Raw genomic sequence first — 19,955 nt, 5'->3', positions numbered from 1 at the left:
GGCGAGAAGTTCGACGCGCTCGAGGAATTCCATCCCGACCGTATCGCGGGGCGCATTCTTGGCATGGGCGACGTGGTCGGCCTCGTCGAGAAGGCGATGGAGACCGTCGAGCTCGACAAGGCGCAAGCCACCGCTAAGAAGCTGAGGAAAGGCTCCTTCGACCTTCAGGACCTCTCCGATCAGCTCGGCCAAATGCAGAAACTCGGCGGCATGGGCGGCGTGCTCTCCATGCTGCCCGGCATCGGCAAGATCAAGAAGCAGATCGACGCCGCCAATCTCGACGACAGCGTCTTCAAGCGTCAGCAGGCAATTATCAGCTCGATGACGAAAGCCGAGCGCAAGACCCCGAAGCTGCTCAACGCATCGCGCAAGAAGCGCGTGGCCGCGGGCTCCGGCACCTCCGTGCAGGACATCAACAAGCTGGTGAAGATGCACCGCCAGATGGCCGACATGATGAAGACCATGGGGAAGAAGCGCGGCGCGCTGTCCGGACTGTTCGGCGGCGGCGGGATGCCCGAGATGCCGGCAGAACTGCGCCCGGATCTGAGCTGCCCGCGAATTTCCCGGGCCTGCCCTCAGGCGGCCTTCCCGGAGGTTTTCCAGGGCTGCCCGGGAGCCTGCCGCCCGGCCTTCCCGGCCTGCCGCAGAAGCAAAAGAAGAAACGTTGAACCCTTTAGTTTTTGAGATCGAACGACCAGGAGCAAGAAACCAATGTCATTGAAGATCAGACTGGCCCGTGCCGGCGCCAAGAAGCGCCCCTTCTACCGCATCGTCGTCGCCGACTCGCGCAGCCCGCGCGACGGCCGCTATATCGAGAAGATCGGCACGTTCAATCCGTTGTTGCCGCGCGATTCCGAAGAGCGCGTCAACCTCGACACCGAGCGCGCCAAGCATTGGCTGTCCCACGGCGCGCTGCCGACGGACCGCGTGCTGCGCTTTCTCGATGCCGAAGGCCTGATGAAGCGCGAGCCGCGCTTGAACCCGGAGAAGGCAAAACCCGGACAGAAGCGCCTCGATCGCGAGGAAGAGAAGGCCAAGGCCGCCGAGGAGAAGGCCAAGGCGGAGGAAGAGGCCAAGCAGGCTGCCGCCGAAGCCGCTGCCGCGCCCGCCGAGGAGCCCGCTGCCGAGGAAGCACCCGCCGAGGAAGCCCCTGCCGAGGGCGAGGCCGAGAAGGCCGAGTAGCCTTGGGCCAAGCACCCTTGGACCAAGGCGCGGACCGTCTTCTGGTTGGCGAGATCGGCGCGGCGCAAGGGTGAAGGGCGAGGTTCGTCTTCGCTCCTACACCCAGGACCCGGCCGAGATCGCCGCCTATGGTCCGCTCCAGGACGAGACGGGCGCGAAGCTGATCGAGATCGAGCACGTCCGCGTCACGCCGAAGGCGGTCATCGCCCGCGTCAAAGGGGTGACGACACGCGAGGGCGCGGAGGCGCTGAACGGCACGAAGCTCTACCTCGCCCGCGCGGCGTTGCCCGCGCGCGAGGAGGGCGAGTGGTACGTGGCGGATCTGATCGGCCTCGACGCGGTGGATACGAGCGGCGCCCCGCTTGGCACCGTGGTCGGCGTGCATAATTTCGGCGCGGGCGACCTCGTCGAGGTCGCGCCGGCAAATGGAGGAGAGACTCTCCTCGTGCCCTTTACCGAAGCGGCGGTACCCGAGGTGGATATCGAGAATGGGCGGCTGGTGCTGGTGCCGCCCGAGGAACTAGACGAAGACTGACGTCATCGAGCGGGGACGCATGACGCCATAGAGGTCTGCCATGACCATCCGCTTCTTTTCCAAGTCCGACCGTTACCGCGAGTTCTCAAACTTCGCGAATTACCCGGTTCTGATCGACGGCCATGTCTGGCCGACGACCGAGCACTATTACCAGGCGCAGAAGTTCGAGGACCCGGCGCGGCAAGAGGACATCCGCCAGTTGTCCAAGGCGGTGGCGGCAAAGCGCTACGCCCAAAAGTACAGGGCGACGGTCAGGGCCGACTGGGCCGCACGCAAAGACGGCGTGATGGAGCGCGCGCTGCGCGCCAAGTTCACGCAGCACGAAACCTTGCGCGCGCTCTGGTCGGGAGCGGCGACGAGAAGATCGAGGAAGACTCGCCGCACGACTCCTATTGGGGCACGGGCTCCGACGGGAGGGGGCAGAACAAACTCGGCGAGATGCTGATGCGGCTGCGCGCCGATCTGCGAAGCGGGGCGCGCGTGGCTTCGCACGACAACCCACTGTTTGTCTGGCTGGGCCCGCTTCGCCGCTTCGCCGAGTGGGCACCGCCGGCTACCCGCGCAACGTGCGCCGCAGACTCACCATCGTCAACGTCATGGCGCTGATGATCGCGATCTTCTCGGCCGTCTATGTCGGCGTCTTCGCCGCCTTCGGCATCGAGAACTATTGGCCGCTGATCGTGGCGAACCTCGGCCTCGTTGTCGTTGCTCTGCTGGCCCCGCTTGCGCACCGCATCAACGACGTTGCTGCGGCGCTCGTGATCTGTGCAGCGGAATACACCGCACTGTTCTTCTTCGTGCGAGAACTCGGCCACAACTCGGGCATCCAGCTGAACTACATCGTGGTGGCGGCGGTCGCCTTCGCGATTTGCGGCATGGCGCATCTCCGTCTCGTGATCGGCGCGGTGGCGGTCGGACTCGGACTTCACATCGCCGCCTGGTTCCTCTATCCGCCGGACAGCGCGCGCATCGCCGCGGACCCGTTCCTGCTGCACAATCTCTATGTGTCGTCCGCCGCGACGACGTTCTGCATCATCGCGTTGATCGTGGGCTACGCCTTCACCATGGCCGACCGCGCCCGCGCGGAAGCGGACTCGCTGCTCGCGAGCATCCTGCCCGAGCCGATCGCCGAGCGGCTGAAAACGAGGCCGGGCGAACGCGTCGCCGACGCCATACCGAACGCTTCGGTGATGTTCACCGACCTCGTCGGCTTTACCGAGCTGGCCCAGGAGCTCGGCGCGGCGCGCACCGTGGAGATCCTCGACAGGCTGGTGACCAAGTTCGACCGGTTGGCGGCGATCCACGGGGTGGAGAAGATCAAGACCATCGGCGACGGCTACATGGCCGTTGCGGCGTCAGTGCACCCCAGCACGACCATGCGCATCGCCTGGCGCGTCTGGCGCTCGCCTTGCCCGGAGCCGTGGAGGAGCTTTCGGCCACGCACGATTTGGACTTGCGCATCCGCGTCGGGATCGCCAGTGGTCCCGTCATGGCGGGCGTCATCGGTGCCGACAAATTCTCCTACGATGTCTGGGGCGAGACCGTGAATCTAGCCGCGCGACTTGAATCTCATGGTCTTCCCGGTGAGATCCAAGTCGCGGGCGACCTCTATCAGGCGCTCCGCGACAGCTATACTTTCGAGCGGCGCGGCCCCATTGCGATCAAGGGCGTCGGGACGATCAAGACCTGGTTCTGAAGGGCGAGAATGCGGCTCAACAGGAGCCATCTCCATGAGCACTCTCCTCGCTTGGCGCGCCACCGTCCTCACCCTCTTCCCCGAGATGTTCCCGGGGCCGCTCGGCTTGAGCCTCGCCGGCAAGGCGCTCCAAGACGGCACGTGGACACTCGAGACGCTCGACATCCGCGACTTCGCCACCGACAGACATCGCTCCGTCGACGACACACCGGCGGGCGGCGGGGCCGGCATGGTCATGCGCGCGGACATCGCCGCCGCGGCCATCGACGCCGGCCGCGCCGATGCGGAGCCCGGAACGCCGGCGATCTATCTCTCGCCGCGCGGAACGCCCCTCACCCAAGCGCGGGCGGTGGAGCTTGCCAAAGGTCCCGGCGTGCTTCTGCTCTGCGGCCGCTTCGAGGGCGTCGACCAGCGCGTGCTTGAGGCGCGGGACATCGAGGAGATCTCCATTGGCGACTACGTGCTGTCCGGCGGAGAATTGGCGGCTCAAGTCCTGATCGATGCCTGCGTGCGGCTGCTGCCGGGCGTGGCCGGCAACGAGGGCTCGCTCACCGAGGAAAGCTTCGCCTCCGGACTCCTGGAGTATCCGCACTATACGAAACCCCGGGAGTGGGAAGGCCGGCCGATCCCAGAGGTGCTCCTGTCAGGCGACCACGAGAAGATCGCCAAGTGGCGCCGCGAGCAGGCGGAGGCCCTCACCAGGCCCGCCGCCCGGATCTGTGGGAAAAGGGCGGAAGATCCAAATCTTGATCGAGGTCAGTGCCGCTGAGGCTCCCGCACCCTATGGAGGGCTAAAGGAGACTGGGCATGAAAGCTCTGGTTCTGGCCGGGATCGTCACCTTTGGCCTGTCGGGAGCAGGCGAAGCGCAAGAGGCCGACGTCGCGGCGGGCAAGGCCTACGCCGAGGAGGTTTGCGCGGCCTGCCATGCCGTTCAGGGGGGCGACCTGGAATCCCCGCTCTTCGAGGCGCCGCCCTTCCAGGACGTGGCCGACACGCCCGGCATGACGGAACTGGCCCTTTCCGTCTGGCTCCAGAGCTCCCACCCGACCATGCCCAATATTGTCCTCGAGCAGGACGACATGCGGAATGTCGTGGCCTATATCCGGAGCCTCAAGGGCGAAGGGTAAGCCTCAACACCGTCATTGCCGGGCTTGACCCGGCAATCCACTCCACTGGCCTCTCCCCGCGCTGAGACCTAACGGGATGGATGCCCGGATCAAGTCCGGGCATGACAGGCCCTTAAAACCCGCCCAAAATCCATCGACAAGAGCGGAAACCTGGGCTAGGAAACCCCCGCAGGTTGTGGGATTTACGCCCACGCCCGGCAATCTCTGGATCAATCAAAAAGAATGGCGTTCGCTTTAGAGGTCCGAAGGGCCCGGCAGGCGCCCGTGAAAGGCATATGTTATGGATATTATCGCTCAGCTCGAAAAAGAGCAGGTCGCCGACCGTCTCAAGAAGCGCAGCGTGCCCGAGTTCGGCCCCGGCGACACCGTCCGTGTCAACGTCCGTGTGGTGGAAGGCGAGCGCTCCCGCGTGCAGGCCTATGAAGGCGTATGCATCGGCCGCGCCGGCGGCGGCATCCACGAGAACTTCACCGTCCGCAAGATTTCCTACGGCGAGGGCGTGGAGCGTGTGTTCCCCATTCATTCGCCGCTGATCGACTCCATCGAGGTGGTGCGCCACGGCGCGTGCGCCGCGCCAAGCTCTATTACCTGCGTGCCGCCGCGGTAAGGCCGCCCGCACTCCCCGAGCGCCAGGACTCGCGCGGCAAGAAGCAGAAGGGCCAGGCCTTCAAAGGCTTCAACAAGCCCAAAGGCGCGCCCGACGATCTCAAGCTGATCGAAGGCGTCACGCCGGACCTCGAGAAGAAGCTGAACAAGCTCGGCATCATCAAGTTCGAGCAGATCGCCAATCTCAGCGACGACGAGATCGCCCAGATCGATGACTTGCTGTCGCTCGGCAATCAAATCGAGACCGACGACTGGACGGGCAAGGCCGTGGCGCTGATGGCCGAGACCACGGCCGACGAGGTCCCCGCCGAGGAAGAAACCGAAGCGGCGCCGGCCGAAGAGGCTACGGCTGAAGGCGAGGCGAAAGCGGAGAAGAAGAAGGACTAAGTCCTTCTTCACGCCCATCCACGATTTCTTTGCCCTGGGTCTCTAGCGTGAGGCGGCGCCGGCCTGCTTGGCAAGCCGGCCTGCAATCGCTATCTGAGCCCTGAGACCACGCGAAACGACGAAAACCGAAAATGGCGAAGCCCCGCACCCTGTACGACAAGATCTGGGACGAGCACCTGGTCCATGAGGCGCCGGACGGCACCTGCCTCATCTATATCGACCGGCATCTCGTCCATGAGGTGACGAGCCCACAGGCCTTCGAGGGTCTGCGCATGGCCGGCCGCAAGGTGCGCGCGCCAGAGAAGACGCTCGCCGTGGTCGATCACAACGTGCCGACCACCGACCGCTCTTTGGGCATCGACGATCCGGAGTCCAAGATTCAGATCGAGGCGCTGGCCAAGAACGCGCTCGACTTCGGCATCGAGTACTATCACGAACGCGACAAGCGTCAGGGCATCGTCCATGTGGTCGGCCCCGAGCAGGGCTTCACGCTGCCCGGCACCACCATCGTCTGCGGCGACAGCCACACCTCGACCCATGGTGCGTTTGGAGCATTGGCGCACGGCATCGGCACGAGCGAGGTCGAGCACGTACTCGCCACCCAGACGCTGATCCAGCAGAAGGCCAAGAACATGCGCGTGCGCGTCGAGGGCAAGTTGCCCGAGAACGTCACCGCGAAGGACATCATCCTCTCCATCATCGGCGAGATCGGCACCGCCGGCGGCACCGGCCACGTCATCGAATATGCCGGCGAGGCGATCGAGGCGCTCTCCGTGGAAGGGCGCATGACGATCTGCAACATGTCGATCGAGGGCGGCGCCCGCGCCGGCCTGATCGCGCCGGACCAGAAAACCTTCGACTACATCAAGGGACGTCCGCGCGCGCCCAAAGGCGGCGTCTACGAGCTCGCGCAGCGTCATTGGGAGACGCTCTATTCCGATCCCGACGCCGTATTCGATTCCGAGATCGTACTCCACGCCGAGAAGCTGCCGCCCATCGTCTCGTGGGGCACGAGCCCTGAGCAGGTCGTCTCCGTGGCCGGCCGCGTGCCGGTCCCCGAGGACATCGCCGATCCAACCAAGCGCAAGGCCGCGATCCGCGCGCTGGACTATATGGGCTTGAAGGGCGGCGAGAAGATCACCGACATCGCGCTCGACCGCATCTTCATCGGCTCCTGTACCAACGGCCGCATCGAGGATTTGCGCGCCGTGGCGAAGATCGTCGAAGGCAAGCGCGTCAACGAGAACCTGAACGCCATGATCGTCCCGGGCTCAGGGCTCGTGAAGGCGCAAGCCGAGGACGAAGGCCTCGATGCCATCTTCAAGGCCGCGGGCTCGGAGTGGCGCGAGCCGGGCTGTTCCATGTGCCTCGCCATGAACCCCGACAAGCTCAGCCCCGGCGAGCGCTGTGCCTCGACCTCGAATCGTAATTTCGAAGGACGCCAAGGGAGGCTCGGGCGGACGCATCTGGTATCGCCGCAAATGGCCGCCGCCGCTGCCATCGCCGGACACTTCGTCGACATCCGCGAGCTGCATTAGAAGCCGGATGACCTCAAACCGCTCCAGCGCGATGACGATCGGCATCGCGGCGACTGTGCTCTGGTTTGGGTTTCTCGCGGTCTATCTCGGTTACAATTTGCGGGACGTCTTCGGTCTCGAACCTGATGCCTTCGGTGATTTTTTAGCAGGCTGGTTTGCGCCGCCGGCCTTTTTCTGGCTGATGATCACTGTCTGGCTGCAAAGAGAAGAATTAGCGGCGCAACGCGAGGAACTCGCGCGCAGCACGAGCGTGCTCGAAGCGCAAGCGAAAGCGAGCCAAGTCGATCTGCTATTCGGAATCGACGAGTTTTATGCGCAACGGCTCTCGTATCATCTCGACCATATTTTGACATCGAGCGGGCTCTACGACAGCGACGCTCAGCGGGACCGCACCTGGGATCTCTTCTCTCGCGGCAACCGCTTGATCATCGCCAGGCATCTTCTCAACATGCTGAAACAACCTGGCGAAGAGGCCGAGGCCAGAGAAGCGCTGCAAACGACATTGGCGGAAGGAGGCTTGAAGGCGAACAATCTCTCGCATTCTTTGGCCACCTATGCGCGGCTTGTCGAGGACTACAAGCGTAAGATTGCCGCCCTGGGTGAGCAACCCGAAGAGACGGGCTTCAGCGAGTTTGTCGACATCGCCGATCAGCTTGGGGCCATGCAAGCCGAAAAATAGCCGGTCCGGGACTTTCGGGCCGCTTCCTTGGCATCCTCGAATTCCTCAAGACCCGTTCGCATCGAGTGTAAAAAAATGAGCGCTTTGGTTCAGAAGAAGTTCGGTGAGGCGGCCGCGGACTATGCGGCCTCCGCCGTGCATGCCACTGGGCCCTCGCTCGCACGGCTGACCGAACTGGTCGAGACGAAGCGACCTGGCGGCATCTCGACATCGCCACCGGCGCCGGCCACACCGCGCTCGCCTTCGCGCCGAAAGTCGCCAAGGTCACCGCCAGCGACATCACGCCGGAGATGCTGCAGCAGGCGCGCAAGCTTGCGAAAGAGCGCGGACTCGGAAACGTGGTCACCGCGCAAGCACAGGCCGGCGACCTGCCCTTCCCCGACACCAGCTATCACCTGGTCACCTGCCGGCTCGCCGCGCATCATTTTCCCGATCCGAGGCGTTCGTGCGCGAGGCGGCCCGCGTGCTGATCCCCGGCGGCACCTTCGCCCTGGTCGACAACGTCTCGCCCTCCGACGAGGACCTTGCCGCCCGCTACAACGCGTTCGAGAAGCTGCGCGACCCAAGTCACGGACGCTGCCTCGCACTTGCCGAGTGGTGCGAGCTGATCGGCGATGCCGGTCTCACCCTTGTCTCCTCGGAGGTGATGGATCAGGACATTCCCTTCGGCCCTGGGTCGAGCGTATGCGCTGCATTACCGCGACCGTCGCGCGCCTGAAAGAAATGGTCGCAAGCGATCCGTTGCAGGGCTTCCTGCGCCCCCGCGAGACCGAGGACGGGTTCACCTTCACCTTGCGCGAGGCGATCGTGCTTGCGCGGAAACCCGGCTAGTCTTGCCGCGCCGCGCGGTTGCGCTCCGGTTTTTCGGCGGCCTTGTTGTCCTCCGGCGGAAGATAGTTTGGCGCCTGCCATGTGGGGTCCGCGAAGAAGCTCCGCGGCTGCATGCGCGACAGGACGTCTGGCAGGGACTGGCCGGCGCACCAGGCATTCCAGTCGCCGCACGCCGGCCGGCACCAGTTGTTCCAGGCCCCGCAGTCCTTCTTCGCCAGGGCGGGCGTCCCGGCGCCGAGGGCCAGCAGAAGCCCGGCCAGACCCGAAGCGGCGACAAATCCTGAGCGGAGCATCATGGACACACTCTATCATGCTTGCCGGATTTATGGGTTACCACGACCCGTTGGCCGCGCTGCGCCCTTGCCATAAGGTCTGGCACGCCACGGAGAGAGACACATATGACCACCGACTGGAACAAGCACCGTCCGCCGAGCCTCGGCGAGTTCGAACTCATCGCCGGTGAAGTCTATAGGCGGCTGCCGCGCAGCTTTCGCGACATGACGGAGGACGTGCTGATTCGGGTCGAGGACTTCCCCACCGACGAGGTTCTCGACTCGCTCGGCATCGAGTCGCCCTTCGGCCTGCTGGGGCTTTATCAGGCGGTCGATCTCACCCGCCAAAGCGTGCTTGACGTCTCAGCGCTGCCGGAGATGATCTTCCTGTATCGTCGGCCGATTCTCGATTACTGGGCCGAGCATGAGGACAAGCTCGGCGACATTATCGCCCATGTTCTGGTGCACGAGATCGGCCACCATTTCGGCCTGTCCGACGACGACATGGAGCGTATCGAATCCGAAGCCGCGAGCTGACCCGCGACAGTGTGCGGTAATTGCCTAGATACCAATCTCGCTTTAGAGTGTGCCAACGATGCTTAGCGGACGGGTGATTTTTCGTTTGGCGGCGGTCGCCGCGCTTGCGCTTGCAGGCCTCTCCGGCCTGAACGGGACCGCGCGCGCGCAGGAATTCGTCTATCGCGGCGGTTCAGCCGGCGGCCCCACGATCGAGCAATATCTCGAACAGGTGGGCCCTTCCGGCCAGGAAATCCCCCACGGGAGTCTCAAGATCGACGGCATCCGCGTGAATTGCGGCACGCGGCCGACCGTGCTGAACCCGAACTTCGATAGTTGGGGCGGCGCCTTTCCTGGCTTCCTCATTCTCAACACCACGAAGATCGCGGGGCTCTCCACGCAAGTGAAGCTCTACATCTACTCTCACGAGTGCGGCCACCAATTCATCGGCGCCAGTGAGACGAAGGCCGACCTCTTCGCCATCCGGCGGGGCGTGAAATGGGGCTGGCTCGACGCCCAAGGCATGGAGCAGATCTGCACCTTTATCTCTCAGCTGAAGGGGGACGCCGTGCATCCGCCCGGCCCGCAGCGCTGCGAGACGATGCGGACCTATTACCGCCAGCTGGTCAACGGCACCCAGAACGCGAAGTCCGATCGGGGTGTCTTTACGCTCGGCCCGTCGAACTAAAGTTTCTACGTCTTTCTCATGTGTCATTTGCCCGGCTCGACCCGCCTGCGGTCCGAAGCATCGCCTTTGATGGAGCCAACCAATCCTTCGGCGGGGCGAAGGGCCGGGCAATCCAGTAACTCGTGGCGTCGCGGGGCAACTGAGCGCGGTGGTTACTGGATTCCCGCTTTCGCGGGAATGACAAGGGTCCTCAGAAAATCCAGGCGATCATCAGCCAGAAGATCACGAAGAAGATCAGAAAGCCCGCGATGGTGAAGGGCAGCTCGCCGAAAATGGCGTCGCCGCCGGAGACCACGGCCATCACCAGGATCGCCACGAACGACACCGCGAACGAGATCAGCGCCGCGTTCTTGAGCCCGAGCCCGGCCGAGAATGGGTCGGCCTCCCCCATCATCTCGGTGAAGTAGGCGAGCCCGGCGAAGCCCATCACGACGAGCAGGATCAGCGCGACCGCCGCCGCCACGAACAATCGCGTGGCCTCTTTCCGGTCCTGCCGGTCTCCTTCGCCTGCCATGGCTCTTGGCTCCCCGCCTAGTCGTCCAGCCGCATTTCCTGCGCCCGGCTGATCGCCTCGCGCACCTGATGCGGGTCGGGCAGGTCCCTGACCGTGAACTCGGGCTCGTCCCCCGCCGTCTTGATCTCGATTTCGCCGACACCGAGGATGCGGTTGACGAAGCTCTGATTGACCTGCACCGAACGCACGTGCCGCAACGATACGGCCAGCCGCTCCTTGCTCAAGATTCCCTGCTCATAGAGGAGCTCGTGGTCACTGACCGTCAATGCCGTGGCCCGGGTCTTGACGTACCAATAGAGCAGAATGAGCAGGCCGATGCCGAACGCGGCGATCAAGAGCACGAAGAAGATGAACCAGAACGGGTGCGCCCGGAACATCGCCGGATGCGCCTTGTAGATTACCGTGCCCACCATGTTTCTTATCTCCCACCGCCTGGCCCCGGACCTTAAGGCCCACCATGGCCGGAGAAAAGCGCGGATATGTGATGGTGGAAACCGGCCCCGCGAGCCGCTATATGGCTGACGGACAAGAGGTTACCCCATGGAAAAATTCACGACGCTCACGGGCATCGCTGCCTATCTGCCGATGATCAATGTCGATACCGACATGATCATCCCCAAGCAGTACCTGAAGACCATCAAGCGCACCGGGCTGGGCGAAGGCCTGTTCGCCGAGCTGCGCTATGACGAGGCGGGCGAGAAACTGCCCGAATTCGTGCTGCACCAGCCGCCTTACACCGAGGCCAAGATCCTCATCGCCGGCGACAATTTCGGCTGCGGCTCGTCCCGCGAGCACGCACCCTGGGCCCTGCTCGATTTCGGCTTCCGCTGCATCGTCGCCCCGTCCTTCGCCGACATTTTCTACAATAACTGTTTCAAGAACGGCATTCTGCCGATCGTGTTGCCGCAGTCGGAGATCGATAAGCTGATCGACGATGCCTCGCGCGGCGACAACGCGCGTCTCACCATCGACCTGGAAGCACAAGAGATCCGCGGGCCTGACGGTGGAGTCATCAAGTTCGACGTCGACCCGCACCGCAAGCGCTGTCTGATCGAGGGGCTCGACGATATCGGGCTGACGTTGGAGAAGGCCGACGCCATCGAAGCCTTCGAGCAGCAGAACGCCGCCAGCCGCCCCTGGGCCTGACCGCGCCTACTCGAACGGGATCGCCTCGCTCTCCTGTTCCGCAAGCGCCTCGCCGCCGCGTATGACCTCGACCTTTGCCGTGTACTTGCCGGCCGGCCAGCCGCCGGCCGGCACGCCGGTCTTGCCCGCCAGAACCAGCACGCCGTCTTCATCGGCATCGAGCTCGCGCACATTGTGCATCAGGGACTCGCCGTCTTTGGTGAGATGGATCTCGATTATGTCGCTTCTGGGCGATGCGCTACTAGCACATACGCGACGCCTGGACTGTTGAAGCGCGGTGGCGCCAGATCGGCCCCGCTCACAAGTTCATCCTCGGTGACGACATGGTCGGTGAGCCCCAGCGCCACGACCGTGGTGTCCTGGGCAGAGACGCTCCCGGCGGCTCCGACCAGCAGAAAGGCGGCAAACAGCACCCTTGTCAGCATGTCTCACTCCCGTTACCCAAGCTCCGCCGGTTGCTTCCGGCCTATCGGGACGATGCTTTAGCACAAGGCGGACGCGGATTCATGGCTTCCTACAAACTCTTACTTCTTCCCGGCGACGGCATCGGCCCCGAGGTCATGGGCGAGGTGACGCGCCTGATCGACTGGGTGAATACGTCCGGCCTTGCCACGATCGAAACCGAGACGGACCTGGTCGGCGGCTGCGCCTACGATGCCCATGGCGAGTCGGTCTCCGACGCCACCATGAAGATCGCGCTCGAAGCCGACGCGGTGATGCTGGGCGCCGTGGGCGGACCCAAATGGGACGGCGTCCCCTACGACAAGCGCCCCGAGGCCGGGCTGCTCCGCTTGCGCAAGGACCTCGAGCTTTTCGCCAATCTCCGTCCCGCCATCTGCTACCCGGCCCTGGCCGATGCATCATCCTTGAAGCGGGAACTGGTCGACGGTCTCGATATCATGATCGTGCGCGAGCTGACCGGCGGCGTCTATTTTGGCGAGCCCAAGGAGATCACCGATCTTGGGAACGGTCAGAAGCGCGCGGTCGATACGCAGGTCTACGAGACCTACGAGATCGTACGCATCGCTGCCGTCGCCTTCGAGCTGGCGCGCAAGCGCGGCAATCTCGTCCACTCCGCCGAGAAGCGCAACGTCATGAAGACGGGCGTGCTCTGGAACGAGGTGGTGACTCAGGTCCACAAGGACCGCTATTCCGACGTCAAGCTCGAGCACATCCTTGCCGACAACTGTGCCATGCAGCTCGTGCGCGCGCCGAAGCAGTTCGACGTCATCGTCACCGACAATCTGTTCGGCGACGTGCTGTCCGATGAGGCCGCCATGGCCACGGGATCGCTTGGCATGTTGCCGTCCGCCTCGCTCGGAGCCGAGGACGAGCGCGGCCGCCGCAAGGCGCTCTACGAGCCGGTGCACGGCTCCGCTCCGGATATTGCCGGCAAGGGCGCGGCCAACCCCATCGCCACGATCGCCAGCTTCGCCATGGCTTTGCGCTATTCCTTCGATCTTGGCGAGGCGGCGGACAGAATCGAGAAAGCCATCGCAGATGTGCTCGATCAGGGCCTGCGGACCGGCGACATCAAGCAGGACGGCTGCAAGACCGTGGGCACGCGCGAGATGGGCGACGCCATTATTGCGTCGCTAAAGAGTGCAACCTAGGCGCCCATGACACAGCGATTCGCCCTTGTTGCGGTTGCGCTGCTCCTCTTGGGAACGAGCGTGCCAGACCTCGCCGCCGAGGATCTCGGCCCGCAGGTTACCTCCAAGCGCAAGCCGACGCCCGAGGAGCAGGCCCAGAAGCAGGCCCGCGAGGCGTGCAAGATCGAGATTTGCGACATCGTCGAGACCCGGGAGGCGCAAGGGTCTGACATCACCTGCGATATCGGCTGGACATGGCGCGCCGAAGAGATCGTCGATGCGCTGGGCGGCCGCGTCGATTGGGTCTGGGGTAAAGCGGCGTGCCAATCGACCGTGCGTCTGGAGCGTGCGCCCCTCGCCAATGCCATGAGCGCGCCGAGCGCCTCGATCACGACAGACATGCACAAGGTGCGCTGCGCCATTCAGCAGGACGGCAAACCTTATGTCATCGAAGTCGAGCTTGCGCCTCGCGTGACGTTCAAGAACGGCAAGGCGACCGACGCCAAGGTCAACTGGGGAGAGGTGTCCGCGCCGGCGGCGATCTATCCTCTGCTTTACGCCGCGACGGGTTTGGACAACTCGACCAACGCGCTGGGCCCCGAAGTCGTGCGCCAGGTCAACAAGTTCACCCGCAAGGACTGCGCCGAGGTGAAGGACGAGCTCCCCGGCCGCCGGTTAACTAAGCTGCGACGCGGCCGTCGTATTGCGACCCAACCGTCATATTGCGCGCCTATATGTCCCTCAGTGTGGGGGATGGCCTGCGGCGAGACTATGGACCAAAAAGCGACACATTCCCTGGGCGCCCTAACGCCGGCGCGCACCGAGACACCCGCCGCTGCGCCGAACGGCCGGCGCACGTCCGTTCTTCTTCGCAAGTTTTTGGAGACCCAGACGGCGGATCGCATCAGTCTCGGTGCACTCCGTGACGCACTGGGCGATCGCGGTTTTGGCGTTCTGCTCCTGATCTTCGCGTTGCCGAATCTCGTACCGCTGAATATTCCGCTGCTTTCGGCAGTGCTCGGATTTCCGCTCGTGCTGTTGGGGGCGCAACTCGCTTATGGTCGGCGCCGGCCCTGGTTCCCCGACTGGATCAAGCGGCGCTCCTTCCCGCGCGCGAGCTTCGAGGCCGTCGTTTCGCGCACGCTGCCCGCGTTGGAGCGAGCCGAGCGGCTCTTCAGGCCGCGCTTGACCTGGCTCCTGTCCTGGACCGGCGAGCGCGCCGTCGGCACCCTGGTTCTCTTTCTCGCGCTGATACTCACCTTGCCCATCCCCTTCGCCAACTGGTGCCCGCCTTCGCCATCGCCATTTTCGGGCTCGCCATCGTCGAAAAGGACGGCGTCGGCGTGCTTATCGGCACCGCCATTGCGGCGGCGAGCGTGGTCGTGGCCGGGGCCGTCGTCCTTGGCTTCATCAAGGCGGCGTTGCTGCTGTTCTCAAGCTTTATCGGCTAGCGCGCTGGTGTTTCCGGGGCCTGGGCGCTCCGCAGCGCGCCGCTCACCCGCCAGACCGTGTTGCCGACGTCGTCGGCCACGAGCAGCGCGCCGCCCTTGGCGATCTCGACACCAACGGGACGCCCGCGCGCCTCTTCGTCCTCGTTGAGGAAGCCAGTCAGCACGTCGATCGGCTTGCCTTGGGGCTCGCCGTTCACGAAGGGGACGAACACCACCTTGTAGCCGCTGCGCGGCGCGCGGTTCCATGAACCGCTTGCTCGCCGACAAACGCGCCGCTCGCATAAGCGGGCGGCAGGGTGTTGCCCTCGGCGAAGGTGAGACCAAGCGGGGCCACATGGTTGCCGAGCGCGTAATCCGGCACGATGGCTTCCTTCACCAGCTCCGGCTTCTGCGGCTCCACGCGTGTGTCCACGTAGTGACCCCAGTAGCTGTAGGGCCAGCCGTAAAAGCCGCCCTCCTTCACCGACGTGAGATAGTCGGGGACGAGGTCGCTGCCCAGCTCATCTCGCTCGTTGACCACGGCCCATAGCGTGTCGGTGCCGGGCTGAAAGTCTAGCCCGACCGGATTGCGCAAGCCGGACGCAAAGATAACGGCTCTCTCCCGTCTCGACGTCGATCTCGTGGATGGCCGCGCGCCTTCCTCCACCTCCATGCTGTTCTCGGCAACGTTGCTGTTGGAGCCGACGCCTGAATAGAGATGCTTGCCATCGGGGCTTGCCACGAGGCTCTTGGTCCAATGATGGTTGATCGGTCCGCCCGGCAGGTCGGCGAGCTTTTCGCCCTTCGCGGTGATCTCGGTGGCGCCCTCCTCGTACGGAAAGCGCATCACCGCATCCGTATTGGCTACGTAGAGATCCTCGCCGATCAGCGCCATGCCGAAGGGCGAATTGAGATTTTCGAGAAAGACCGTTTTCGTATCGGCTTGGCCGTCGCCGTCCTCGTCGCGCAGAAGCATGATCCGGTTGGGGCTTGGCACCGCGGCCCCGGCCCTGTCCATCGCCCAGCCCATGACCCACTCTCTAATGCCTTCACGTCCGCCCGATCGCTTTGGCGCGTTCGTCTCCGCGACCAGCACGTCGCCGTTGGGAAGCACATGGAGCCAGCGGGGATGGTCGAGGTTCCTGGCGAAAGCCTTCACCTCGAGCCCTTCGGCCGGCGTGGGCTTTTCGCCATCAGGCCACGACGTCGCCTCGGCGACGTTCACGGTCGGCACGACGCCGTCGCTCGGCTCGGGAATGGTTGGATTTGCGCCCTGGGAGGCTTCCTCCGGCAGATCGGCGGAATCGCAGGCTCCCAGCAGCAATATCAGCACCGCCGCGAGCGGCAGCGCGCATTTGGAAAAACTCGGCATTTTAGGCCTCGGATGATTGTTTCTCCGGATTCAACGCCTCGGGAAGCCATCCGTTTCCCGGCCAATTCGCCGCGCCTTTACTTTGGCGCGGCCTTCCCATAAATCCGCCGCGAGGGTAGCGGAAAACCCGCCGCCAGCAGGAGTTTCGTCCATGGGCTACAAAGTCGCCGTCATCGGCGCCACCGGCAATGTCGGGCGCGAGATGCTCAATATCCTGGCCGAGCGGGAGTTTCCCGCCGACGAGGTGATCCCGCTCGCCTCCAGCCGCTCCATCGGTGTGGAGGTGTCTTACGGCGATGCGCGCCTGAAATGCCGCGATCTTGAGAATTTTGACTTCCACGGTATCGATTTCGCGCTGATGTCCGCGGGCTCCACCATCTCCAAGGAATGGTCGCCCAGGATCGGCTCAACCGGCTGCGTGGTCATCGACAACTCCTCGTGCTGGCGCTACGACGCGGACGTGCCGCTGATCGTGCCGGAGGTGAATGCCGATGCCATCGCGGGCTTCACCAAGAAGAACATCATCGCCAATCCGAACTGCTCCACGGCGCAACTCGTCGTCGTGTTGAAGCCGCTGCACGACGTCGCCAAGATCAAGCGCGTGGTCGTCTCGACCTACCAATCCGTCTCCGGCGCCGGCAAGGAAGCGATGGACGAGCTATGGAACCAGACCAAGGGCATTTTCGTCACCCAGCCGCCCGAGCCTGACAAGTTCACCAAGCAGATCGCCTTCAACGTCATTCCTCATATCGACGTTTTCCTCGACGACGGCTCCACCAAGGAAGAGTGGAAGATGATGGTCGAGACCAAGAAGATCCTCGACCCCAAGATCAAGCTCACGGCGACGTGCGTGCGGGTGCCGGTGTTTGTCGGGCACGCCGAGGCCGTCAACATCGAATTCGAGAGCGAGATGACTGCCAAGGATGCGCGACGCATCTTGCGCGATGCGCCCGGCATACTCGTGGTCGACAAGCGCGAGCCCGGCGGCTACGTGACGCCGGTCGAGTGCGTCGGCGACTACGCCACCTATGTCTCGCGCATTCGCGACGACCAGACGGTCGACAACGCCCTGTCGCTATGGTGCGTGTCGGACAATTTGCGGAAAGGCGCGGCACTGAACACGATCCAGATCGCCGAGACCATCATCGAGCGCAATCTGCTGAAGAAGGCGGCTTAGCGGGGACGCCGCACCATCGGCGTGATTATCGGCGAGTCCCCCGCTTGGATCGTGCCGGTGATTTCGAAGCCGTGCCGCTGGTACAGCGCCACGTTCCGCGGACTCGTCGCTTCGAGATAGGCGGGAACCCGATCGGCGTCGAACATCGCAAGCGCGTGCCGGAGAAGTGCCGACCCGTGACCGCGGCCCTGCTGCGCCGGATCGGTGCCGATCAGCGGCAAGTACCAGTGGGGCTCTTGCGGATGCGCCTCGCCCATCTGTTCGAGCACGTCGAGGACCGCGGCGAGATCGCTGGCCGGCACTGAAGCCTCGATCAACGCCACGAGGGGCCCTTCGTCCGGTTCCACTCCGGGTGGAATCCATAGCGCGGTCGCGGATCCTTCGATGTGATGCGCCGTGCCGTAATCGAACGCGGCGCAACTGAAGGCGCGGGCGAACGCCGGAAAGTGCTCGAGATAGGCAGCGGGGTCCTTGTAGGCCCAACGCGCGGCCGGATCGTTGCTGAACGCAAGCGCGATCAGCGCCACGCATTTATCTGTGTCAGCGCGTGTTGCGGTCTTGACCATGGCAGCGGTCATCTGACGGCGCTCCGTTGGGTCTCAATCGTCTTCAGGCAAAGGCGCAAAGCTATCGGTCTTCTCGTCGAGCGCCAGCACCGTGCCGCTGCCGATATCGAAGTGAAGGCCGTGCAGCGTGAGCAGCCCCTCGGCCTCGCGCTTTTTCAGCGCATCGAACGTGCGCAGGTTCGCGAGCGACTGGCGAATGCCGGCCAGCTCCGAGGCGACCTCCGGACCGAAGGCATCCACCTCGTTGGCCTTCACATTGATGCCGTCGAGCAGCGTCAGCCAGCGCCCGATGAAGCTCGTCTCGTCCGCCTTGCCGGCCAGCTTTTCGCGATAGGCCGCGATGCCGCCGCAATGGGAATGACCGAGCACGATGATGTTCGGCACGTTGAGCACGAGTGCGGCGTATTCCACCGCGGCGCTGGTGCCGTGAAACTTGCCCTCGGGCTCGAACGGCGGAACCAGATTGGCGACATTGCGCATGATGAACAGCACGCCCGGGCCGGCGTCGAAGATCGCGGACACGTCCACACGGGAATCGCAGCAGGCGATGACCATGCCGGTCGGCGATTGGCCTAACGTTGCAAGCTGGCGATACCGACCTTTATCGGGCCCGTGACTGTCCTTGCGAAACCGCCAATATCCGTCGATGAGAGGCTTTGGGAGCATTTTAGATTCCTTCTAACGCGGCGGCACGATTCCAGCCCTTCGCGCGTTTGTCCAGATGGAGTTTGCTCCCCATATTCGATAGGCAAACTCGATCACGCGTTTGGGACTGCCGTCTTGATCAGACAGAGCGTCTGGCGCGTAATGCAACAACTGGCATCTTGAGAGCGCGAAAAGAAATCGCGCCGTCCAGTTCGAGGAAACGTGGTTGAGGCCATGATGCGTGCAACGCAGAGCCTCGAAACCCCCTGTCCGCGACATGCTCCGCACGTCGTCGAATTCCGCTTGTGGGCGCTTGCGGGTCGCCCTGGCGTGTTGAGTCCATGTCGCCCCCGAAAGGAGTGCCGATATGGCGAAAGTTGTTTGTGTTCTCTACGACGATCCGGTGAACGGTTACCCGCCAAAATATGCGCGGGATGACATTCCCAAGATCGATCACTATCCCGACGGCCAGACCGCGCCCACCCCGAGCGCTATCGACTTCAAGCCGGGCGAATTGCTCGGCAGCGTCTCGGGCGAGCTCGGATTGCGCAAATTCCTTGAGGCCAATGGCCACGAGCTTGTGGTGACCGCCGACAAGGACGGCGCGAATTCCGAGTTCGAGAAGCAGTTGGCCGATGCCGATGTGGTCATCTCCCAGCCTTTCTGGCCTGCCTACATGACGAAGGAGCGTTTCGATAAGGCGAAGAACCTGAAGCTCGTCGTCACCGCCGGCATCGGCTCCGACCACACCGACCTGCAAGCAGCCATGGACAAGAACGTCACCGTGGCCGAGGTCACCTTCTGCAACTCGATCAGCGTCGCCGAACATGTGGTGATGATGATCCTGTCGCTGGTGCGGAACTACATCCCGTCCTACCAGTGGGTGATCAAAGGCGGCTGGAACATCGCCGACTGTGTCGAGCGGTCGTACGACTTGGAAGGCATGCACGTGGGTACGGTCGCCGCGGGACGCATCGGCCTTGCCGTTCTGCGGCGGCTCGCGCCCTTCGACGTGAACCTCCACTATTACGACAAGCACCGCCTGCCGAAGGAGGTGGAGCAGGAGCTCAACCTGACCTATCACCCGAACGTCGAGGACATGGTCAAGGTCTGCGACGTGGTGACGATCAACTGCCCGTTGCACCCCGAGACCGAGCATCTGTTCAACGACGAGATGATCGGCAAGATGAAGCGCGGCAGCTATCTCATCAACACCGCCCGCGGCAAGATCGCCGATCGCGATGCGGTGGTGCGTGCGCTCGAAAGCGGTCAGCTCGCCGGTTATGCCGGCGATGTGTGGTTCCCGCAGCCCGCGCCGAAGGATCACCCGTGGCGGACCATGCCCCATCACGGCATGACGCCGCATATCTCCGGCACCTCGCTGTCGGCGCAGACGCGCTATGCGGCGGGCACGCGAGAGATCCTTGAGGACTTCTTCGCCGGTAAGCCGATCCG

At 63.9% G+C, this 19,955-nt stretch carries 24 protein-coding genes and 5 pseudogenes; 20 read left to right on the top strand and 9 right to left on the bottom strand.

The window, feature by feature from the left end; genetic code table 11:
* The 13 genes and pseudogenes from AUC71_RS13890 to AUC71_RS21480 all read left to right on the top strand — a co-directional run.
* Positions 1-668: pseudogene (locus AUC71_RS13890) on the top strand (signal recognition particle protein); the annotation flags it as partial.
* 43 nt (positions 669-711) lie between these two features.
* On the top strand, positions 712-1,182 hold the full coding sequence (gene rpsP / locus AUC71_RS13885) for a 30S ribosomal protein S16 (protein WP_069624714.1): 471 nt from the start codon (positions 712-714) through the stop codon (positions 1,180-1,182).
* 70 nt (positions 1,183-1,252) lie between these two features.
* Positions 1,253-1,717, top strand: a complete 465-nt coding sequence (rimM, locus tag AUC71_RS13880; protein ID WP_069624713.1) for a ribosome maturation factor RimM — start codon at positions 1,253-1,255, stop codon at positions 1,715-1,717.
* A 40-nt stretch (positions 1,718-1,757) separates the two neighbouring features.
* Positions 1,758-2,323 (top strand): annotated as a pseudogene (locus tag AUC71_RS13875) (NADAR family protein).
* Positions 2,257-3,413 (top strand): annotated as a pseudogene (locus AUC71_RS22415) (adenylate/guanylate cyclase domain-containing protein). Before AUC71_RS13875 ends, AUC71_RS22415 begins: the two co-directional pseudogenes overlap by 67 nt.
* A gap of 34 nt (positions 3,414-3,447) precedes the next feature.
* Positions 3,448-4,163, top strand: a pseudogene (gene trmD / locus AUC71_RS13860) (tRNA (guanosine(37)-N1)-methyltransferase TrmD).
* Between the two features lie 57 nt (positions 4,164-4,220).
* The gene (locus AUC71_RS13855; protein WP_244500969.1) at positions 4,221-4,541 is read left to right on the top strand and encodes a c-type cytochrome; all 321 of its coding nucleotides are present in this window, start codon (positions 4,221-4,223) and stop codon (positions 4,539-4,541) included.
* Positions 4,542-4,821: 280 nt separating this feature from the next.
* Complete coding sequence (gene rplS / locus AUC71_RS21490; protein ID WP_425283395.1) at positions 4,822-5,148, top strand: 50S ribosomal protein L19; 327 nt, start codon at positions 4,822-4,824, stop codon at positions 5,146-5,148.
* Entirely contained in the window at positions 5,106-5,534 is a 429-nt protein-coding gene (locus tag AUC71_RS22840; RefSeq protein ID WP_425283394.1) for a hypothetical protein, read from the top strand. Before rplS ends, AUC71_RS22840 begins: the two co-directional genes overlap by 43 nt.
* Positions 5,535-5,665: 131 nt before the next feature.
* Complete coding sequence (gene leuC / locus AUC71_RS13845) at positions 5,666-7,072, top strand: 3-isopropylmalate dehydratase large subunit (RefSeq protein ID WP_069624708.1); 1,407 nt, start codon at positions 5,666-5,668, stop codon at positions 7,070-7,072.
* A gap of 7 nt (positions 7,073-7,079) precedes the next feature.
* Positions 7,080-7,751 carry a hypothetical protein gene (locus tag AUC71_RS13840; RefSeq protein ID WP_069624707.1) on the top strand — a complete coding sequence of 224 codons (672 nt, stop codon included), beginning with the start codon at positions 7,080-7,082 and terminating at the stop codon, positions 7,749-7,751.
* A gap of 209 nt (positions 7,752-7,960) precedes the next feature.
* Positions 7,961-8,221: a class I SAM-dependent methyltransferase gene (locus AUC71_RS21485; protein WP_342021867.1), complete on the top strand. Its 261-nt coding sequence runs from the start codon at positions 7,961-7,963 to the stop codon at positions 8,219-8,221.
* Entirely contained in the window at positions 8,197-8,469 is a 273-nt protein-coding gene (locus tag AUC71_RS21480; RefSeq protein ID WP_069624705.1) for a class I SAM-dependent methyltransferase, read from the top strand. Before AUC71_RS21485 ends, AUC71_RS21480 begins: the two co-directional genes overlap by 25 nt.
* Before the next feature lie 109 nt (positions 8,470-8,578).
* Here the strand turns inward: AUC71_RS21480 and AUC71_RS13825 are convergent, their stop codons facing one another.
* Positions 8,579-8,878: a hypothetical protein gene (locus AUC71_RS13825; protein ID WP_141701716.1), complete on the bottom strand. Its 300-nt coding sequence runs from the start codon at positions 8,876-8,878 to the stop codon at positions 8,579-8,581.
* A 102-nt stretch (positions 8,879-8,980) separates the two neighbouring features.
* On the opposite strand from AUC71_RS13825, the gene AUC71_RS13820 reads away from it, so the two are divergent.
* Both AUC71_RS13820 and AUC71_RS13815 read left to right on the top strand, forming a co-directional pair.
* Entirely contained in the window at positions 8,981-9,391 is a 411-nt protein-coding gene (locus AUC71_RS13820) for a metallopeptidase family protein (RefSeq protein WP_069624703.1), read from the top strand.
* 73 nt (positions 9,392-9,464) lie between these two features.
* Positions 9,465-10,058, top strand: coding sequence for a hypothetical protein (locus tag AUC71_RS13815; RefSeq protein ID WP_204376734.1), 594 nt, complete (start codon positions 9,465-9,467; stop codon positions 10,056-10,058).
* Positions 10,059-10,248: 190 nt separating this feature from the next.
* Here the strand turns inward: AUC71_RS13815 and AUC71_RS13810 are convergent, their stop codons facing one another.
* Positions 10,249-10,572 carry a hypothetical protein gene (locus AUC71_RS13810; protein WP_069624701.1) on the bottom strand — a complete coding sequence of 108 codons (324 nt, stop codon included), beginning with the start codon at positions 10,570-10,572 and terminating at the stop codon, positions 10,249-10,251.
* Between the two features lie 17 nt (positions 10,573-10,589).
* Entirely contained in the window at positions 10,590-10,985 is a 396-nt protein-coding gene (locus AUC71_RS13805; protein WP_069624700.1) for a PH domain-containing protein, read from the bottom strand.
* Between the two features lie 127 nt (positions 10,986-11,112).
* Between AUC71_RS13805 and leuD the strand changes: the two genes are divergently transcribed.
* Entirely contained in the window at positions 11,113-11,718 is a 606-nt protein-coding gene (gene leuD / locus AUC71_RS13800) for a 3-isopropylmalate dehydratase small subunit (RefSeq protein ID WP_069624699.1), read from the top strand.
* Positions 11,719-11,724: 6 nt separating this feature from the next.
* Here leuD and AUC71_RS19740 read toward each other — a convergent pair whose 3' ends face one another.
* On the bottom strand, positions 11,725-11,898 hold the full coding sequence (locus AUC71_RS19740; protein ID WP_158007862.1) for a hypothetical protein: 174 nt from the start codon (positions 11,896-11,898) through the stop codon (positions 11,725-11,727).
* A gap of 35 nt (positions 11,899-11,933) precedes the next feature.
* A complete protein-coding gene (locus tag AUC71_RS13795) occupies positions 11,934-12,143 on the bottom strand; it encodes a hypothetical protein (protein WP_069624698.1) in 210 nt (69 codons plus the stop codon).
* An 81-nt stretch (positions 12,144-12,224) separates the two neighbouring features.
* Here AUC71_RS13795 and leuB point away from each other — a divergent pair, with 81 nt between their 5' ends.
* Together leuB and AUC71_RS22410 are read left to right on the top strand one after the other, a co-directional pair.
* On the top strand, positions 12,225-13,331 hold the full coding sequence (gene leuB, locus AUC71_RS13790; RefSeq protein WP_069624697.1) for a 3-isopropylmalate dehydrogenase: 1,107 nt from the start codon (positions 12,225-12,227) through the stop codon (positions 13,329-13,331).
* A gap of 6 nt (positions 13,332-13,337) precedes the next feature.
* Positions 13,338-14,761: pseudogene (locus AUC71_RS22410) on the top strand (exopolysaccharide biosynthesis protein).
* Here the strand turns inward: AUC71_RS22410 and AUC71_RS22835 are convergent.
* Complete coding sequence (locus AUC71_RS22835; RefSeq protein ID WP_425283393.1) at positions 14,758-14,973, bottom strand: hypothetical protein; 216 nt, start codon at positions 14,971-14,973, stop codon at positions 14,758-14,760. The pseudogene AUC71_RS22410 and the gene AUC71_RS22835 sit on opposite strands and share 4 nt — an antisense overlap.
* Positions 14,955-16,112: a PQQ-dependent sugar dehydrogenase gene (locus AUC71_RS13780; protein WP_425283392.1), complete on the bottom strand. Its 1,158-nt coding sequence runs from the start codon at positions 16,110-16,112 to the stop codon at positions 14,955-14,957. Before AUC71_RS13780 ends, AUC71_RS22835 begins: the two co-directional genes overlap by 19 nt.
* Positions 16,113-16,263: 151 nt before the next feature.
* Here AUC71_RS13780 and AUC71_RS13775 point away from each other — a divergent pair, with 151 nt between their 5' ends.
* Complete coding sequence (locus AUC71_RS13775) at positions 16,264-17,289, top strand: aspartate-semialdehyde dehydrogenase (protein WP_069624696.1); 1,026 nt, start codon at positions 16,264-16,266, stop codon at positions 17,287-17,289.
* On the opposite strand, the gene AUC71_RS13770 is transcribed toward AUC71_RS13775, so the two are convergent.
* Entirely contained in the window at positions 17,286-17,867 is a 582-nt protein-coding gene (locus tag AUC71_RS13770) for a GNAT family N-acetyltransferase (RefSeq protein WP_069624695.1), read from the bottom strand. The genes AUC71_RS13775 and AUC71_RS13770 overlap by 4 nt on opposite strands.
* 21 nt (positions 17,868-17,888) lie before the next feature.
* On the bottom strand, positions 17,889-18,521 hold the full coding sequence (locus tag AUC71_RS13765) for a carbonic anhydrase (RefSeq protein WP_069624694.1): 633 nt from the start codon (positions 18,519-18,521) through the stop codon (positions 17,889-17,891).
* A 346-nt stretch (positions 18,522-18,867) separates the two neighbouring features.
* Between AUC71_RS13765 and AUC71_RS13760 the strand changes: the two genes are divergently transcribed.
* The coding region (locus tag AUC71_RS13760) for an NAD-dependent formate dehydrogenase (RefSeq protein WP_069624693.1) at positions 18,868-19,955 on the top strand (1,088 nt) is incomplete at its 3' end.

It is taken from the genome of Methyloceanibacter marginalis (assembly GCF_001723295.1).
Lineage (GTDB): Bacteria > Pseudomonadota > Alphaproteobacteria > Rhizobiales > Methyloligellaceae > Methyloceanibacter > Methyloceanibacter marginalis.
The sequence above is the reverse complement of the archived record's forward strand: the minus strand, read 5'-3'. Positions and strand labels throughout refer to the sequence as shown.

Bases quoted from the DNA above. Each gene is read 5' to 3' on its own strand.
- AUC71_RS13765 (WP_069624694.1), bottom strand. From the start codon at position 18,521: ATGCTCCCAAAGCCTCTCATCGACGGATATTGGCGGTTTCGCAAGGAC.
- AUC71_RS13810 (WP_069624701.1), bottom strand. From the start codon at position 10,572: ATGGCAGGCGAAGGAGACCGGCAGGACCGGAAAGAGGCCACGCGATTG.
- leuD (WP_069624699.1), top strand. From the start codon at position 11,113: ATGGAAAAATTCACGACGCTCACGGGCATCGCTGCCTATCTGCCGATG.
- AUC71_RS13780 (WP_425283392.1), bottom strand. From the start codon at position 16,112: ATGCCGAGTTTTTCCAAATGCGCGCTGCCGCTCGCGGCGGTGCTGATA.
- AUC71_RS13825 (WP_141701716.1), bottom strand. From the start codon at position 8,878: ATGATGCTCCGCTCAGGATTTGTCGCCGCTTCGGGTCTGGCCGGGCTT.
- AUC71_RS13840 (WP_069624707.1), top strand. From the start codon at position 7,080: ATGACCTCAAACCGCTCCAGCGCGATGACGATCGGCATCGCGGCGACT.
- AUC71_RS13805 (WP_069624700.1), bottom strand. From the start codon at position 10,985: ATGGTGGGCACGGTAATCTACAAGGCGCATCCGGCGATGTTCCGGGCG.
- AUC71_RS13855 (WP_244500969.1), top strand. From the start codon at position 4,221: ATGAAAGCTCTGGTTCTGGCCGGGATCGTCACCTTTGGCCTGTCGGGA.
- leuC (WP_069624708.1), top strand. From the start codon at position 5,666: ATGGCGAAGCCCCGCACCCTGTACGACAAGATCTGGGACGAGCACCTG.
- AUC71_RS13775 (WP_069624696.1), top strand. From the start codon at position 16,264: ATGGGCTACAAAGTCGCCGTCATCGGCGCCACCGGCAATGTCGGGCGC.
- rpsP (WP_069624714.1), top strand. From the start codon at position 712: ATGTCATTGAAGATCAGACTGGCCCGTGCCGGCGCCAAGAAGCGCCCC.
- rplS (WP_425283395.1), top strand. From the start codon at position 4,822: ATGGATATTATCGCTCAGCTCGAAAAAGAGCAGGTCGCCGACCGTCTC.
- AUC71_RS19740 (WP_158007862.1), bottom strand. From the start codon at position 11,898: ATGCACAATGTGCGCGAGCTCGATGCCGATGAAGACGGCGTGCTGGTT.
- leuB (WP_069624697.1), top strand. From the start codon at position 12,225: ATGGCTTCCTACAAACTCTTACTTCTTCCCGGCGACGGCATCGGCCCC.
- AUC71_RS13770 (WP_069624695.1), bottom strand. From the start codon at position 17,867: ATGACCGCTGCCATGGTCAAGACCGCAACACGCGCTGACACAGATAAA.
- AUC71_RS13820 (WP_069624703.1), top strand. From the start codon at position 8,981: ATGACCACCGACTGGAACAAGCACCGTCCGCCGAGCCTCGGCGAGTTC.
- AUC71_RS13795 (WP_069624698.1), bottom strand. From the start codon at position 12,143: ATGCTGACAAGGGTGCTGTTTGCCGCCTTTCTGCTGGTCGGAGCCGCC.